Consider the following 13,948-nt stretch of genomic DNA (forward strand, 5'->3'; position numbering starts at 1 on the left):
CTCCTAATGGTCTTGACCCGGATTCATCCCCCAGAACCCGGGTTTTTTTTGCCCGCAGGATTTACCCGGCAACCCGAGCCAACGGGAACAGCCGCTGGAAATTGGCAGTGGTCTGCTCGGCAAACGCCTCGAAATCCTCACCGCGAAGCATCGCCAGGAACTCGGCCACCTCACGCACATACTGCGGGAGATTTGCCTTGCCGCGATATGGGACCGGCGCGAGATAAGGGGAATCGGTCTCCACCAACAGCCGATCGGCAGGAACCTGGCGCGCGACATCACGAAGCGAATCGGCATTGCGGAAGGTCACGATGCCGGAAAGGGAAATATAAAAGCCGAGGTCCAGCGCAGCCCGGGCCATTTCCCAGTCCTCGGTGAAGCAGTGCAGCACGCCGGCCTGGGGCAACGCAGCCTCACGCAGCAGGGCCAAGGTGTCGGCACGCGCCTCGCGGGTATGCACGATGACCGGCTTGCCGGTAACCCGCGCAGCCTCGAGATGCAATCGGAAGGCGCTCTGCTGAAGATCCGCTGCTTCTGGCTCGTAGTGATAATCCAGACCGGTTTCACCGATGGCGACTACACGAGGATGGTCGAGTTCGCGCAGCAACCAGTCCAGCGCAAGGTCCTCACCTGGCTGCAGATCCAGCGGATGCACGCCAACCGAGCAGTCGACATCCGCATAATGCTCGGCCAGTGCCTTGACGCTGGCCGCATTGTCCGCGCTGACACCAATGCAGAGGAAATGACCTACGCCACGGGCCCGAGCGGCCTCAAGTGCAGCGTCCAGTGAACCGCCGTGGGCCGCCAGGTCGAGGCGGTCCAGGTGGCAATGGGAGTCGATCAACATGGTTCAAGGCTCCAGGCCGCATCTGCCAGACTCAAGCCCGTCGCTTGCAGCCCTGGGCAGGCGCCCGCTACATCGTGTGAGTGGGGCGATCGGACTTGAGGGCACCGGCCAGGTAGGTCTCGATCTTGTTGCGCGCCCCGCTGTCGCCGTCGTTGAACTGGACACCGATGCCTGCAGCACGGTTGCCCTGGGCGCCCTTCGGGGTAATCCAGACAACCTTACCGGCGACCGGAATCTTCTCTTGCTCGTCCATCAGATTGAGCAGCATGAAGACTTCATCACCGAGCTTGTAGCTCTTGTTGGTAGGGATGAACAAGCCACCGTTCTTGATGAACGGCATATAGGCGGCGTAAAGCACTGACTTGTCCTTGATGGTAAGAGACAAGATCCCGTTACGCGGACCCATATTCGGTGGCAGGCTCATGCGGCATTCCTGGCTGTCTGACTCAACTCGGGATTCTAGCCCGGCCCGGGCAGGCTTGCCCACTGCACGAGCAGTGCTTCGAGAAGCAGGACACGATTGAGGTTGGCTTTACCAAGGACTTTCTGCCGCTGCTGCAAGAGCCAATCCTGCATGGCCAGCACTTTGTGCTGCGGCGCCTTGTCGGCCAGGTACTGCACCACCTTGCGCATGTCGGCCAGACCAAGCCCCGCCTCATCTCGGGTCAGCTGGTAGCGCAACATCAACTGCGCCCATTCGCTGAACCAGTCGAACAAGAGGATCAGCGGGACCGCATTCCAACCTTCGGCCAGTTGGCTCGCCCCCACCTGCTGCTTGAGCAGCTTCTTGACCCCATCCACCACATCAGCACGTTGCTGACGAACGGATTGCTCCTCCAGCCGCTTCGCAGACAAGGGTGAACCACCTGCCAGCACGAGAAGCTCATGACGCTCCTCCGGGCTCAAGCCCGGTAATGCAGCGCCCAACCACGTCAAGCTCTGGCTTTCACTCGGCAAGGGACAGGCCTGCTGTACGCAACGACTCTTGATCGTTGGTAGCAGTCGGCTAGGTTGGTGGCTGATCAGCAACAAAACCGTATCGCCAGAGGGTTCTTCCAGGCTCTTCAGCAGGGCATTGGCGGCATTCAGGTTCATCGCTTCCGCCGGCTCCAGCAAGACGACCTTGCGCCCGCCGAGCTGGGCGGTCTGGACCACGAAACCGACCAGCTCACGAACCTGGTCGACCCGGATCGCCTTGTCAGCTTCTTCGGGTTCCAGCACGAAAGCATCCGGGTGCGTCCCGGCAGACAGCAGCATGCAGGCCTTGCACCGACCGCAGGCTTGCAGCCGATCCGGACTCTGGCAAAGCAGGAAAGCCATCAGGCGCTCTGCCATGGCCCGCTTGCCGATTCCAGCTGGGCCGTGCAGGAGATAGGCATGAGCATGCCGAGGGCGGCCTGCGAGCTGCGACCATAGACCTTCCTGCCATGGGTAGACCTCAGCCATCGCAGCGCTCCAGCAGCTCTGGAAGCAAGCAATCGAGGCTGCGCTGCACATCTGCCAGCGGCACGGACGAATCGATGATTCGATAGCGCTGCGGCGCTTGTGCCGCACGCTGCAAGTAAGTACGCCGGACCGACTCGAAGAAATCTCGGTGCTCTTGCTCGAAGCGATCCAGACGCCCTCGTGCGGCAGCGCGGGCAAGGCCCACATCGACGGGCAGATCGAAGATCAGGGTCAGGTCGGGGCGCAGATCGCCCTGGACGAAAGACTCCAGCAAAGCAATGCGCTCTGCTGAAAGACCACGGCCACCGCCCTGGTAGGCGTAAGTCGCATCGGTAAAACGATCGCACAGCACGATCGCCCCGCGCGCCAAGGCTGGCCTAATCACCGTATGCAGGTGCTGTGCACGAGCGGCAAAAACCAGCAAGAGCTCAGTATCGGTGGCCATGCTCTCGTCGCTGGGTGTGAGGAGAATTTCGCGAATGCGCTCAGCCAAGGGGGTGCCACCCGGCTCACGGGTCAGCACGATTTCCTTTCCAGCACTGCGCAACCTTTCGGCAAGATAATCTCGGTTGGTGCTTTTTCCGGCACCCTCGGGGCCTTCGAGGGTAATGAACAGACCGCTCACGGGGTGTCCTTCTTCATTGCGGGATCGGGCTGGAGCGGTAATCTGCGCGGCGTTTCATTTGGAAATCGCGCACTGCCTGATTGTGCTCACCCAGGGTCTCGGAGAATACATGGCTGCCGTCGCCACGGGCGACGAAGTAGAGGCTCTTTCCTGCAGCAGGGTGCAAGGCTGCATTTATCGCCTCGCGTCCGGCCAGGGCGATTGGCGTAGGTGGCAGGCCACTGATGACATACGTGTTGTAAGGCGTCGGCTCACGCAGGTCGGCACGGGTCAGGTTGCCGTTATAGCGCTCCCCCAAACCGTAGATCACGGTCGGATCGGTTTGCAGCAGCATGCCGCTCTGAAGGCGGCGAATGAAAACCCCGGCAATCTGTGCGCGCTCGTCAGGCACGCCGGTTTCCTTCTCGACCAGCGAGGCCATGATCAAGGCCTGGTAAGGCCCACTATAAGGCAGCTTGTCGGCGCGCTTACTCCATTCTTCGTCCAGCACCTCATCCAGGCGACCACGCGCCTGCTTCAGCAGGTCGACATCGCGAGTCCCACGCACATAGCGATAAGTATCTGGAAAGAAACGCCCCTCGGGATGCTCGCCTGGGCGACCGATACGCGCCATCAGCTCGGCATCACTTGCGCCTTCCAGGGTTTGTTCGAGCTTGGCCTGCTTCGCCAATGCGGCACGCACCTGGCGGAAGCTCCACCCCTCCACCAGGGTGAGGCTGTATTGCACCACTTCGCCGCGCCGCCACAGCGCCAGCAACTCGGCGGCATCCATGCCGGGCGTCAAACGGTATTCACCGCTGTGCAGCGATGCCCCGTCCAGATTGAATCGCCAATATTGCCGGAGCCAGAAGGCATTGTGCAGGACACCCTCTTCCTCCAGACGATTCAGCAGTCCGCCTGGCGTGGAGCCTGCCGGCACGTCCAGCAGGCGCTCCTCCGGCAGGATCAGCTTCTGTTGCAAGGTGACGTGCTGCTGCCAGGCGGCAAAGGCCACCAGCAGGCCGGCAAGCAACAGGCCTGCCTCCAGCATCAGCAGGAATTTGCGTATCACGAATCAGTTGTCCAGTAGATCGCGGGCGATAGCTTGAAGTGTACGGGTCAGCGGGCCCACCGACCAGTGATGGCCCGCCATCGCTCGCACGGGCCAGACGCCATAGAGGCTATTGCAGAGAAAGACTTCCTGGGCAGCGAGAAGCTCATCGAATTCGATGTCGCGTATCTCGACCGGCATGCCAACGGCCTTCGCACGCTCGAGCAGCGCGGCCCGCATGACTCCGGCAACACCGCAACGAGATAGCTCAGCTGTTACCAGCACCCCATCGACCAGCAGGAAAAGGTTGCTGAACACCCCCTCGATGACACGACCGGAAATGTCCCGAACAAGCCCTTCGGCATACTCGGTCGACTGCCACTCTGCACGGGCCATCACCTGCTCAAGACGATTGAGATGCTTGAGACCAGCTAGCAGGGGCTGTTCGGCCAACCGCGTAGCGCACGGGTAGAGCTCGACCCCTTGCTCGGCATTGACAGAAGGGTAGGCTGGCAGTGGGCTGCCCTGGAGTATCCGCCGAGCCTGTGTTGTGGGCGGCGGCGCATAGCCACGCAGCCCGTCCCCGCGAGTGAGTATGAGCTTGGCGACGCCTTCCCCCAACTTAGTGGCAAAGGACAAGATTTCAGTACGTACCAGCGCAACATCCAGGGCAATGCCTAGTCGCGCACAGCCCGTCGATAGACGGGCCATGTGGTACTCCAGCAAAGGAGGACGGCCAGCGCGCACAGCGATGGTCTCGAACACCCCATCACCGTAGGCCAAGCCGCGATCCTTGATGGACAGCGACTCGGCCGGGCGGCCATCGACCCAGCTCGGCATCAACCCACGTACCGCCGGAAGATCAACGAGCCGTTGGTACCGCCGAAGCCGAAGGAGTTGGACAGCACGACATCCATAGGCATGGGTCGCGCCTGATGGGGCACGAAGTCCAGGTCGCAGCCTGCATCAGGCTCGTCGAGATTGATGGTCGGCGGCGCGACCTGATCCCGTATAGCCAGCACGCTGAAAATCGCCTCAACCGCACCCGCAGCGCCCAGCAAATGGCCGGTCATGGACTTGGTCGAACTGATCGCAAGCTTGTAGGCGTGCTCGCCGAATACTGACTTGAGCGCCATGGCCTCGGCGACGTCGCCTGCCGGGGTCGAAGTGCCGTGGGCGTTAACATAGTCGACCTGGTCAGGATTGAGGCCAGCATCGCGAAGCGCATTGCGCATGCAACGGGCCGCGCCCGCACCGTCTTCTGGCGGCGAAGTCATGTGGTAAGCATCGCCACTCATACCAAAGCCGATCAGCTCTGCATAGATGGTAGCGCCGCGCGCTTTGGCATGCTCGAGCTCCTCGAGCACCAATGCACCAGCGCCATCGGACAGCACGAAGCCATCGCGTCCCTTGTCCCACGGACGACTGGCACGGGTCGGATCGTCATTGCGTGTAGACAGCGCGCGGGCTGCCGCAAAACCGCCGATGCCAAGACCACAAGCCGCCATCTCGGAGCCGCCGGCAACCATAACGTCAGCTTCGCCGTAGGCAATGTTGCGGGCGGCCATGCCAATGCAATGCGTACCCGTGGTGCAGGCGGTTGCGATGGCGTAGTTCGGCCCCTGGATACCCAAGTGGATCGACAGGAAGCCGGAAACCATGTTGATGATCGAGCCTGGGACGAAGAACGGCGAAATCCGCCGAGGTCCTTGCTCAATCAAGGAATTGCAGTTGTTCTCAATATTGGTGAGGCCACCGATACCTGAACCCATGACCACGCCAATGCGCTCTCGGTTGGCATCAGTCACTTCGAGGCCGGAGTGACGCACGGCCTGGAAACTGGCAGCAAGGCCGTACTGGATGAACAGGTCGAGCTTGCGCGCCTCTTTGGCCGACAGATATTCCTCGACATTGAACCCTTTGACCGATCCACCAAAACGGGTGGAATAGGCCGTCAAATCCATATGCTCGATCGGACCAATGCCACTTTGGCCGGCCAGAATTCCTTGCCAGCTGCTCGGCACATCGGTACCCAGCGGCGACAGCATGCCCATGCCAGTGACCACGACGCGTCTACGCGACACAGCGATCTCCTTCTTCAATCTCTACACGGCGGTTGATTCAGGCTTAAAGAAAAACCGCACGCCTGGTTAAGGTCGTGCGGCTTTTCCGAGTCAGGAACCGACGATTACAACTTACTGCGCGTGCGCGTTGATGTAATCGATGGCTTCCTGAACGGTGGTGATCTTCTCGGCTTGCTCGTCCGGGATCTCGGTCTCGAATTCCTCTTCCAGAGCCATCACCAGCTCAACGGTGTCAAGGGAGTCGGCGCCCAGGTCTTCAACGAAGGAAGCGCTGTTGGTGACTTCCTCTTCTTTGACGCCCAGTTGCTCGGCGACGATTTTCTTGACGCGTTCTTCGATGGTGCTCATACCTTGTTTTCACTCCTATGGAAAAATCCGTGCAGCTGGGGCTGCAGTTTATAGAAAGGGTTTTCCGCATTTCAAGCAGAACGCCTGCCCCCCCCTGGATCGCTGCAACGAAATGTCTATAAACCAGTTGCACTTTTATAACGGATTTTAGACAGCCCGTATGACAGTTTCCTGAAGGGATTCGTCACATTCAGCTCATGTACATGCCACCGTTCACGGGGATGGTGGCGCCAGTCACGTAGGCAGCGCCATCGGACGCGAGGAATCCTACCACTTTGGCGATCTCTTCTGCTTGCCCCAGACGACCCAGCGGAATCTGGGTCAGTAGTGCATCACGCTGAGCATCCGGCAACTCGCGCGTCATGTCGGTATCGATGAAGCCCGGCGCTACCGAGTTGACAGTGATAGCACGCGAACCAACTTCTCGCGCCAGCGCGCGACTAAAGCCCTCTAGGCCGGCCTTGGCGGCAGCGTAGTTGGTCTGCCCGGCGTTACCCATGGCACCGACTACCGATCCAATGTTGATGATGCGCCCCCAACGAGCCTTGGTCATGCCACGCAGCACAGCCTTGGACAGACGATACAGGCTGTTGAGGTTGGTATTGATCACGTCAAACCACTCGTCATCCTTCATGCGCAGCATGAGGTTGTCGCGGGTGATACCGGCGTTGTTGACCAGAATCAGCGGCTGCCCCAAGTGCTGCTGGATGTGTTCCAGCGTACTGGCAACGGATTCGTCGTTGCTGACATCCAGCACCAGGCCGGCACCTTCGATGCCGTTCGCTTTCAGTACCTCGGCGATGCGCTCGGCGCCCGAAGCAGAAGTTGCAGTGCCAATGACTACTGCGCCCTGACGGCCCAGTTCAAGCGCAATCGCCTGACCAATACCGCGGCTCGCACCGGTAACCAGCGCCACCTTACCTTGCAGACTCATAGGTCTTCTCCTTGTTCAGGCCAGCGCAGCACGAGCGGCTGCGAAGGCATCAGGGGTATCCAGGTTGTGGGTGTTCACACCCTTCACACAACGCTTGTTGAGGCCAGACAGCACCTTGCCCGGGCCACATTCGACCAGGTCGGCAACGCCGTTCCCGGACAGACAGACCATAGATTCGACCCAGCGCACGGGACTGTAGAGCTGCGCCAGAAGGTCACGCTTGAGCACCTCCAGATCACCTACAACGGCAGCACTGACGTTCTGCACGAGCGGGATCTGCGGCGCCTGCCACGCGACAGCCTCCACCGCCTCCGCAAAACGCTCGGCAGCAGGCTTCATGAGCGCGCAGTGGGACGGCACGCTGACCGGAAGCGGCATCGCGCGCTTTGCGCCACGCGCCTTGCAGGCTTCGACAGCACGACCAACGGCAGCAGCTGCCCCGGCGATCACCACCTGACCGGGGGCGTTGAAATTCACGGCACTGACCACTTCGCCCTGGGAAGCTTCGGCGCAAGCGGCCAGCACGTCGGCATCCTCAAGACCGAGAATTGCAGCCATGCCGCCCTGCCCGGCTGGCACGGCTTGCTGCATCAGCTGACCACGGCGCTCTACCAGCTTCACCGCATCGACAAATGCCAGGCTGCCGGCTGCCACCAGCGCGGAGTATTCACCCAGGCTATGACCTGCAACAAAGGCGGGACGCTTGCCACCCTCAGCAAGCCAGAGGCGCCAGAGGGCAATGGAAGCAGTGAGGATGGCCGGCTGGGTCTTGTCGGTCTGATTCAGCTGTTCTTCCGGGCCTTGCTGGGTCAGCGCCCAGAGATCATAACCAAGGGCTTCGGAAGCTTCGGCAAAGGTATCCAGGACCAGCTGCTGCTGAGCCCCTTGCTCGGCCAGCATGCCCAGGGACTGGGAGCCTTGACCGGGAAAAACGAACGCGAGGGATGCGGACATTTAAATGAGTCCCTTATCTGGCGGTATAGGGAAATTGACGCTCGACATAGCCAAGCGCACGGAACTGACAGTTGGATGACAAGCCCCCGGCAGTGGTCACATCCTACAACAACAGATGCTCGAGACGACCATGTAGCCGCTGCGGCAGGTTCTCCCGAACCTCGATCAAGGCACGACGAATAGCGCTCTGGAACCCTTCGCCCCCCGCCGAACCATGACTCTTGACGACGATACCCTGCAATCCGAGGAAACTGGCGCCATTGTACTGAGCTGGAGCCAACTCGGTACGCAGCCGACGCAGCACCGGCAATGCCAGAGCCCCAATCATGCGCGAGCCGATACTCTGACTGAAAAGCGCCTCGATGCGCGAAGAAATCATCGACGCCAATCCTTCGCTGGACTTCAGCAGGATATTGCCAACGAAGCCATCACAGACAACCACATCCGCATCGCCGCGATAAAGACCATCACCTTCGACGAAACCGATGTAGTTAAGCCCTGCCGCCTGCTGTAACAGGTTAGAAGCGAGCTTGACCTGCTGGTTACCCTTGATGTCCTCGGTTCCGACGTTAAGTAACGCCACCCGCGGCTGAACGGTACCCAAGGTTTCGGCCGCAACCGCACCCATCACGGCGAATTGATAAAGATGCTCGGCACTGCAATCAACGTTGGCACCGAGATCCAGCAAGTGGCAGTGGCCAGCCATTGTAGGAACGGCAGCCATCATGGCTGGGCGATCAATACCTGGCAGAGTCTTCAGCACATACCGGGAGAGCGCCATGAGTGCACCGGTGTTGCCCGCACTAACACAGGCCTGGGCACGACCATTACGTACCAACTCCAACGCAACACGCATCGAGGAATCAGGCTTGCCGCGCAAGGCTTGAGCCGGACGCTCATCCATGGCGATGACTTCACTGGCATGCTCGACATGCAGGCGTTGGCGATCGACCTCAGGGTAGCGGGCGATAATTTCTTCGACGAGGGGAACTTGGCCGACAAGGACCAGGTGAAGCGAGGGGTATTCAGCCAGACAAGAAAGACTAGCTGGAACAATGCAGTGGGGACCGTAGTCCCCACCCATTGCGTCAATCGCGATGATCGAAGCGGACAAGGATTACTCGTCAGCGCCCTTGTCGATCACTTTGCGACCACGGTAGAAACCGTCCGGGGAAACGTGGTGGCGCAGGTGAACTTCACCAGTGCTTTTTTCTACGGACAGCGCATTGGCTTCGAGGGCATCGTGGGAACGACGCATGTCGCGTGCCGAGCGGGATTTTTTGTTCTGCTGAACAGCCATAATCAATTAACTCCTAAACGTTTGGGTCACGCTTTAACTGCGCCAATACGCTGAACGGGTTGGACCGCGAAACCTCGTCCTCGCTCGGCTCGGGCTCATCGAGACCCGCCGGCTGCTGGCAATCTTCAGGGTCATGGGCCGGAACTATGGGCAGGGCGAGCAACAGCTCATCCTCGACCAGAGTAATAAGATCCAATGGATCTTCACCCACTTCCAGCACGTCATAGCCCTTCGGCAGCGACTGACTGTCAGTCCCTTCCCTCACCACGGCGTAATCGCACTCGCTGTGGATGTTCAGGGCGACCAGCTCAAGACAACGCTGGCAAACCATCTTAACTTCGACGTCGATCCGGCTATGGATGAAAACGGCTCGGCGCTCATCACGACCAAACGCAAGGCTCGCTCGCACGACGCCCGCGTTGTCCGAAAGTGTGTCACAGAGCCGCTCCAGGCTGGCGAGCGCGATCTCACCCTCAAGGGTGGTCTCGCGGTCCGCAAGCTTGCGCGGATCTACATAAGGTGGAATCGGCCCATTCAACATAGGCGCAGCATTCTAGGGACGAGCCCTGCCCCTGTCAAAAGAAATTCCGCATTGTTCAGCCACGGACGAGCTCTATAAACTCACGCCCTTTGCCCCGGAGACCGTCATGCTTCCCCTGGTGCTCGCATCCAGCTCGCCCTACCGTCGCGAATTACTCGAACGCCTGCGCCTTCCCTTTACTTGGAGCGCCCCCGCCATCGACGAATCGCGCCACCCTGAAGAAGGCGCCGAACAACTGGTACGCCGACTTGCAGAGGAAAAAGCGCGAGCTCTGATCACAACCCACCCGAATCACCTCATCATCGGCTCGGACCAAGTGGCCGTACTTGGCGATCAGATCCTCGGCAAACCCCACAACTTCCAGCGAGCCCGCAGCCAGTTAATGGCCGCGAGCGGCACTCACGTGACCTTCCTTACAGGCCTGGCACTGCTGAACAGCGAGTCCAACACCTGCCAAGTGGACTGCGTACCCTTCACCGTACACTTCCGCCAACTCGACGAAGCACGCATTGGCCGCTACCTCGAAGCAGAACACCCCTACGACTGCGCCGGCAGCTTCAAAGCCGAAGGGCTCGGAGTCAGCCTTTTCAGCGCTACAGAAGGCTGTGACGCCACCAGCCTCGTTGGCCTCCCCCTCATCCGCCTAGTCGACATGCTTCTCGCCGAAGGCGTGCAAATACCCTGACCCTCCAGCCCCACGAATGAAAATGCCCGGCAATGGCCGGGCATTTTCATTGAACGAGAAACACTCAGCGCAACGCAGGCCCCTGAAAACCCATCCAGAGCGCCAACCGCTCCGCGACGCTGGAACCAAATTTCTTCGCAAAACGATCGAACGGCGTCTCTTGCACCGTGTAATCAACGATCTCTTTCGCTCCAATCACTTCCCGAGCCACAAAACTGGCACTACCCAACTTATCCACCAATCCCAACTTCAGGGCCTGCTCGCCAGACCAGACCAGGCCACTGAATAACTCCGGATGATCAGCAACCTTCAAACGGTCGCCACGCCCCTTCTTTACACTTTCAATGAACTGCTGGTGGGTAGTCTCAAGGACGCTTTGCCAGAACTCCGTTTCTGCCGGTTTTTGCGGCTGGAACGGATCAAGAAACGCTTTGTGCTCACCCGATGTATAGACCCGACGCTCAACACCGAGCTTGGTCATCGCATCGACAAACCCGAAACTGGCAGCCGTTACGCCGATGGAACCGACCAGGCTGGCCTTGTCCGCATAGATCTCATCCGCAGCACTGGCGATGTAATAGGCCCCCGACGCCCCAAGGTCCGTGATGACCGCATAGGCCTTGATGTCCTTGTGCGCCTCACGCAGGCGCCGAATCTCGTCATAGATGTAGCCAGACTGGACCGGGCTGCCCCCAGGGCTATTGATGCGCAGGACAACCCCTTTGGTTTTCGGATCCTCGAAGGCCTTCCGCAGACTAGTGACAATATTGTCCGCACTGGCCGCCTCAGTATCGACAATCATGCCACGGACCTCCACCAGCGCCGTATGCTCCTGGCTACGCGCAGCACTCTTCTGCAAGTCGAAGACAGGAGAGAACAACACCAACACAACAAACAGATAAACAAAGGTCAGCGACTTGAAGAAAATGCCCCAGCGCCGCGCCCGACGCTGCTCCTGAACTCCAGCGAGAACCGCCTTCTCCAGCAATTTCCAGCTTTTGTCTTCAGGCTTGTCGGCAGGGGCCGATGCCTTCCATTCATCAGACATAAATTGCCACCTCATTGGGTTGCCGACTGACGCCACCACTCAACCAGTGGCGCAACTCATCAAAATGATCGATCGCCAACCTAGGCGACTCCTTGATTAACTGATCGAGCGGCTGAGCGCCATAACCTACCGCCACCGAATCCATTCCTGCGCGATGCGCCATGCGCAGATCAAAAGGCGAATCGCCCACCATCAGCGCGCTCTCAGGCCCAACCCCACAGAACGCCAGTATCTCGTGCAACATCAGCGGATCAGGCTTGCTTGCCGTCTCATCCGCACAGCGAGTCACATCGAAATACCCCAACCAATCACGCCCGGCCAGAACATGATCCAGACCTCGACGCGTCTTGCCTGTAGCAACCGCAAGGCGAAAGCCCTCGCTCCTGAACGCATCCAAAGCCTCAGCGACCCCTGGAAACAAAGCCGAAGGCTGCTCCTCCAGCGCATGGTAATGATCACTGTAGCGCCGCCGGAATCGTTCGACACAATGAGGATCATCGAGCTCCGGATAAAGCGTATGGATCGCTTCAGGAAGGCCCAGCCCGATAATCCCTCTGATTGCCCGCTCGTCGCATAAAGGCAGCGCGCAATCTGAAGCAGCAATCCTCATGGCCTCGACGATGCGAGCAATGGAATCGACAAGGGTGCCATCCCAATCGAAGATCAATAGCTGATAGTCACGCACCGAGACGCTCCAGGGTCTTCTGCCACACCTCATCCACGGGCGCCTCGAGCTTCAGCTCGCCGCCGTCCGGCAGTTGAATGGTGAGCGCGTAGGCATGCAGGAAGAGGCGCCTGCCACCCAACTCGCGAATCTCGCGAGTGAATTCCTCATCGCCATACTTCGGATCACCCGCAATGGAATGTCCCGCATGTTTGGCATGAACACGGATCTGATGGGTCCGCCCGGTAATGGGACTGGCCTCGACCAGGGTTGCGAACTCACCGAACCGTCGCACGACGCGGAACTCGGTCAGCGCGTCCTTGCCTTCGGCATTCACCTCGACCACTCGCTCACCGGAGCGCAAATTGTTCTTCATCAACGGCGCACTGACCTTCTTCTTCGAAGTAGGCCAACTACCCCGAACCAGAGCCAGATAGCGCTTATCAACACCGTCGCCACGCAACGCCTCATGAAGATGCCGGAGCATGCTGCGTTTTTTGGCGATCATGAGCAGCCCGGAAGTATCACGATCCAGCCGATGCACCAGCTCCAGGTCCTTGGCGTCCGGACGCAGCTGACGAAAGGCCTCGATCACTCCGAAGCTGAGCCCGCTCCCACCATGCACAGCGATACCCGCCGGCTTGTTCAGCACGATGAGTGCCTTGTCCTCATACACGATGGCCGCTTCCAGGCGCTCCAGAAGCCCCTGCGCGACTGGAGGCACCTCATCACGCTCAGCCAATCGCAGTGGCGGCACCCTGACGATGTCGCCAGACTGAAGCTTGTATTCAGGCTTGATTCGCCCCTTGTTCACGCGCACCTCACCCTTTCGGAGAATGCGATAGATCAGGGTTTTAGGCACACCTTTCAGCTGGGTGCGTAGGAAATTATCGATGCGCTGGCCGGCATATTCCGGCGCAACCTCAAGCAGCTGAACGCCGAAGGTTGGGGAGGAAGGAGTAGTCATCGCGGCATCATAACAATTTTTTATGGATTTGAAGCACTTAATGATTACTGCTATAGTCGCGAACGCCGCCAAAAGCGGCCTGGCTTCGGGATGAGCATCAAAACCACCATCCCAGCCGCTAGCAACTCATTCAGGACGTGAGGCCGTCCGACAGAAAATTCGCCGAAATGCCCGCGAATTTTCCGAAATCAAAGCCTTGAGCCATGACGCGTGATTACCCCAATGGGAGATCACGGTAAATGCAACCCGCTACGGATTCAGCGAGCGGCACCCGATTTTCAAGGGATAAGTGTAGGGTGGAGATGCACATTCGTCGGACTGCGTAGCACCAGCTTTATTCAAGACGCTTCACTTCGTCCGCTACCGACGACTGATTCCTCCTCCTGAACAAGTGCTTCTGTCACAACACAGCAAGCAGGAGACGTAGTCGCGATTCAGGCCCCACTGGCCGGAATTCGCTGGACACTGAGGCGGC

General features: G+C 59.4%; 17 protein-coding genes. 1 reads left to right on the plus strand and 16 read right to left on the minus strand.

Going from position 1 to position 13,948, the window contains the following annotated elements; genetic code table 11:
• Nucleotides 1-61 precede the first annotated feature (61 nt).
• From OXH74_RS00495 to OXH74_RS00555, 13 genes are all read right to left on the minus strand, one after another.
• The gene (locus OXH74_RS00495; protein WP_375739629.1) at nt 62-847 is read right to left on the minus strand and encodes a TatD family hydrolase; all 786 of its coding nucleotides are present in this window, start codon (nt 845-847) and stop codon (nt 62-64) included.
• A gap of 67 nt (nt 848-914) precedes the next feature.
• Complete coding sequence (locus tag OXH74_RS00500; protein ID WP_215378629.1) at nt 915-1,271, minus strand: PilZ domain-containing protein; 357 nt, start codon at nt 1,269-1,271, stop codon at nt 915-917.
• Between the two features lie 35 nt (nt 1,272-1,306).
• A complete protein-coding gene (locus OXH74_RS00505) occupies nt 1,307-2,293 on the minus strand; it encodes a DNA polymerase III subunit delta' (protein WP_375739630.1) in 987 nt (328 codons plus the stop codon).
• Complete coding sequence (tmk, locus tag OXH74_RS00510; RefSeq protein ID WP_375739631.1) at nt 2,286-2,918, minus strand: dTMP kinase; 633 nt, start codon at nt 2,916-2,918, stop codon at nt 2,286-2,288. Before tmk ends, OXH74_RS00505 begins: the two co-directional genes overlap by 8 nt.
• Nucleotides 2,919-2,931: 13 nt before the next feature.
• The gene (gene mltG / locus OXH74_RS00515) at nt 2,932-3,966 is read right to left on the minus strand and encodes an endolytic transglycosylase MltG (RefSeq protein WP_375741693.1); all 1,035 of its coding nucleotides are present in this window, start codon (nt 3,964-3,966) and stop codon (nt 2,932-2,934) included.
• Between the two features lie 6 nt (nt 3,967-3,972).
• Complete coding sequence (gene pabC, locus OXH74_RS00520) at nt 3,973-4,788, minus strand: aminodeoxychorismate lyase (RefSeq protein WP_375739632.1); 816 nt, start codon at nt 4,786-4,788, stop codon at nt 3,973-3,975.
• Entirely contained in the window at nt 4,788-6,032 is a 1,245-nt protein-coding gene (fabF, locus tag OXH74_RS00525; protein ID WP_375739633.1) for a beta-ketoacyl-ACP synthase II, read from the minus strand. Before fabF ends, pabC begins: the two co-directional genes overlap by 1 nt.
• Nucleotides 6,033-6,143: 111 nt before the next feature.
• Complete coding sequence (gene acpP, locus OXH74_RS00530) at nt 6,144-6,380, minus strand: acyl carrier protein (RefSeq protein ID WP_003283670.1); 237 nt, start codon at nt 6,378-6,380, stop codon at nt 6,144-6,146.
• A 190-nt stretch (nt 6,381-6,570) separates the two neighbouring features.
• Complete coding sequence (gene fabG, locus OXH74_RS00535) at nt 6,571-7,314, minus strand: 3-oxoacyl-ACP reductase FabG (RefSeq protein WP_215378642.1); 744 nt, start codon at nt 7,312-7,314, stop codon at nt 6,571-6,573.
• Nucleotides 7,315-7,329: 15 nt separating this feature from the next.
• A complete protein-coding gene (gene fabD / locus OXH74_RS00540; RefSeq protein WP_375739634.1) occupies nt 7,330-8,268 on the minus strand; it encodes an ACP S-malonyltransferase in 939 nt (312 codons plus the stop codon).
• 103 nt (nt 8,269-8,371) lie between these two features.
• The gene (gene plsX / locus OXH74_RS00545) at nt 8,372-9,382 is read right to left on the minus strand and encodes a phosphate acyltransferase PlsX (protein WP_375739635.1); all 1,011 of its coding nucleotides are present in this window, start codon (nt 9,380-9,382) and stop codon (nt 8,372-8,374) included.
• Nucleotides 9,383-9,385: 3 nt separating this feature from the next.
• The gene (gene rpmF / locus OXH74_RS00550; protein ID WP_041106089.1) at nt 9,386-9,568 is read right to left on the minus strand and encodes a 50S ribosomal protein L32; all 183 of its coding nucleotides are present in this window, start codon (nt 9,566-9,568) and stop codon (nt 9,386-9,388) included.
• A gap of 13 nt (nt 9,569-9,581) precedes the next feature.
• Nucleotides 9,582-10,109: a YceD family protein gene (locus OXH74_RS00555; RefSeq protein ID WP_375739636.1), complete on the minus strand. Its 528-nt coding sequence runs from the start codon at nt 10,107-10,109 to the stop codon at nt 9,582-9,584.
• Nucleotides 10,110-10,215: 106 nt separating this feature from the next.
• Between OXH74_RS00555 and OXH74_RS00560 the strand changes: the two genes are divergently transcribed.
• The gene (locus OXH74_RS00560; RefSeq protein WP_375739637.1) at nt 10,216-10,794 is read left to right on the plus strand and encodes a Maf family protein; all 579 of its coding nucleotides are present in this window, start codon (nt 10,216-10,218) and stop codon (nt 10,792-10,794) included.
• A gap of 64 nt (nt 10,795-10,858) precedes the next feature.
• Here the strand turns inward: OXH74_RS00560 and sppA are convergent, their stop codons facing one another.
• The 3 genes from sppA to rluC are packed head-to-tail and all read right to left on the minus strand — an operon-like array spanning nt 10,859 to nt 13,473.
• Nucleotides 10,859-11,842 carry a signal peptide peptidase SppA gene (sppA, locus tag OXH74_RS00565; RefSeq protein WP_375739638.1) on the minus strand — a complete coding sequence of 328 codons (984 nt, stop codon included), beginning with the start codon at nt 11,840-11,842 and terminating at the stop codon, nt 10,859-10,861.
• The gene (locus OXH74_RS00570; protein WP_375739639.1) at nt 11,835-12,527 is read right to left on the minus strand and encodes an HAD-IA family hydrolase; all 693 of its coding nucleotides are present in this window, start codon (nt 12,525-12,527) and stop codon (nt 11,835-11,837) included. Before OXH74_RS00570 ends, sppA begins: the two co-directional genes overlap by 8 nt.
• Nucleotides 12,520-13,473 (minus strand): 23S rRNA pseudouridine(955/2504/2580) synthase RluC, encoded by a 954-nt coding sequence (gene rluC / locus OXH74_RS00575; RefSeq protein WP_375739640.1) that lies wholly within the window; start codon nt 13,471-13,473, stop codon nt 12,520-12,522. The genes OXH74_RS00570 and rluC overlap by 8 nt, the downstream gene beginning before the upstream one ends.
• Nucleotides 13,474-13,948 lie beyond the last annotated feature (475 nt).

The organism is Metapseudomonas boanensis, from assembly GCF_042232855.1.
Classification (GTDB): domain Bacteria; phylum Pseudomonadota; class Gammaproteobacteria; order Pseudomonadales; family Pseudomonadaceae; genus Metapseudomonas; species Metapseudomonas boanensis.

Bases quoted from the DNA above. Each gene is read 5' to 3' on its own strand.
- OXH74_RS00495 (WP_375739629.1), bottom strand. From the start codon at position 847: ATGTTGATCGACTCCCATTGCCACCTGGACCGCCTCGACCTGGCGGCC.
- OXH74_RS00500 (WP_215378629.1), bottom strand. From the start codon at position 1,271: ATGAGCCTGCCACCGAATATGGGTCCGCGTAACGGGATCTTGTCTCTT.
- OXH74_RS00505 (WP_375739630.1), bottom strand. From the start codon at position 2,293: ATGGCTGAGGTCTACCCATGGCAGGAAGGTCTATGGTCGCAGCTCGCA.
- pabC (WP_375739632.1), bottom strand. From the start codon at position 4,788: ATGCCGAGCTGGGTCGATGGCCGCCCGGCCGAGTCGCTGTCCATCAAG.
- acpP (WP_003283670.1), bottom strand. From the start codon at position 6,380: ATGAGCACCATCGAAGAACGCGTCAAGAAAATCGTCGCCGAGCAACTG.
- fabG (WP_215378642.1), bottom strand. From the start codon at position 7,314: ATGAGTCTGCAAGGTAAGGTGGCGCTGGTTACCGGTGCGAGCCGCGGT.
- fabD (WP_375739634.1), bottom strand. From the start codon at position 8,268: ATGTCCGCATCCCTCGCGTTCGTTTTTCCCGGTCAAGGCTCCCAGTCC.
- rpmF (WP_041106089.1), bottom strand. From the start codon at position 9,568: ATGGCTGTTCAGCAGAACAAAAAATCCCGCTCGGCACGCGACATGCGT.
- OXH74_RS00555 (WP_375739636.1), bottom strand. From the start codon at position 10,109: ATGTTGAATGGGCCGATTCCACCTTATGTAGATCCGCGCAAGCTTGCG.
- OXH74_RS00560 (WP_375739637.1), top strand. From the start codon at position 10,216: ATGCTTCCCCTGGTGCTCGCATCCAGCTCGCCCTACCGTCGCGAATTA.
- sppA (WP_375739638.1), bottom strand. From the start codon at position 11,842: ATGTCTGATGAATGGAAGGCATCGGCCCCTGCCGACAAGCCTGAAGAC.
- rluC (WP_375739640.1), bottom strand. From the start codon at position 13,473: ATGACTACTCCTTCCTCCCCAACCTTCGGCGTTCAGCTGCTTGAGGTT.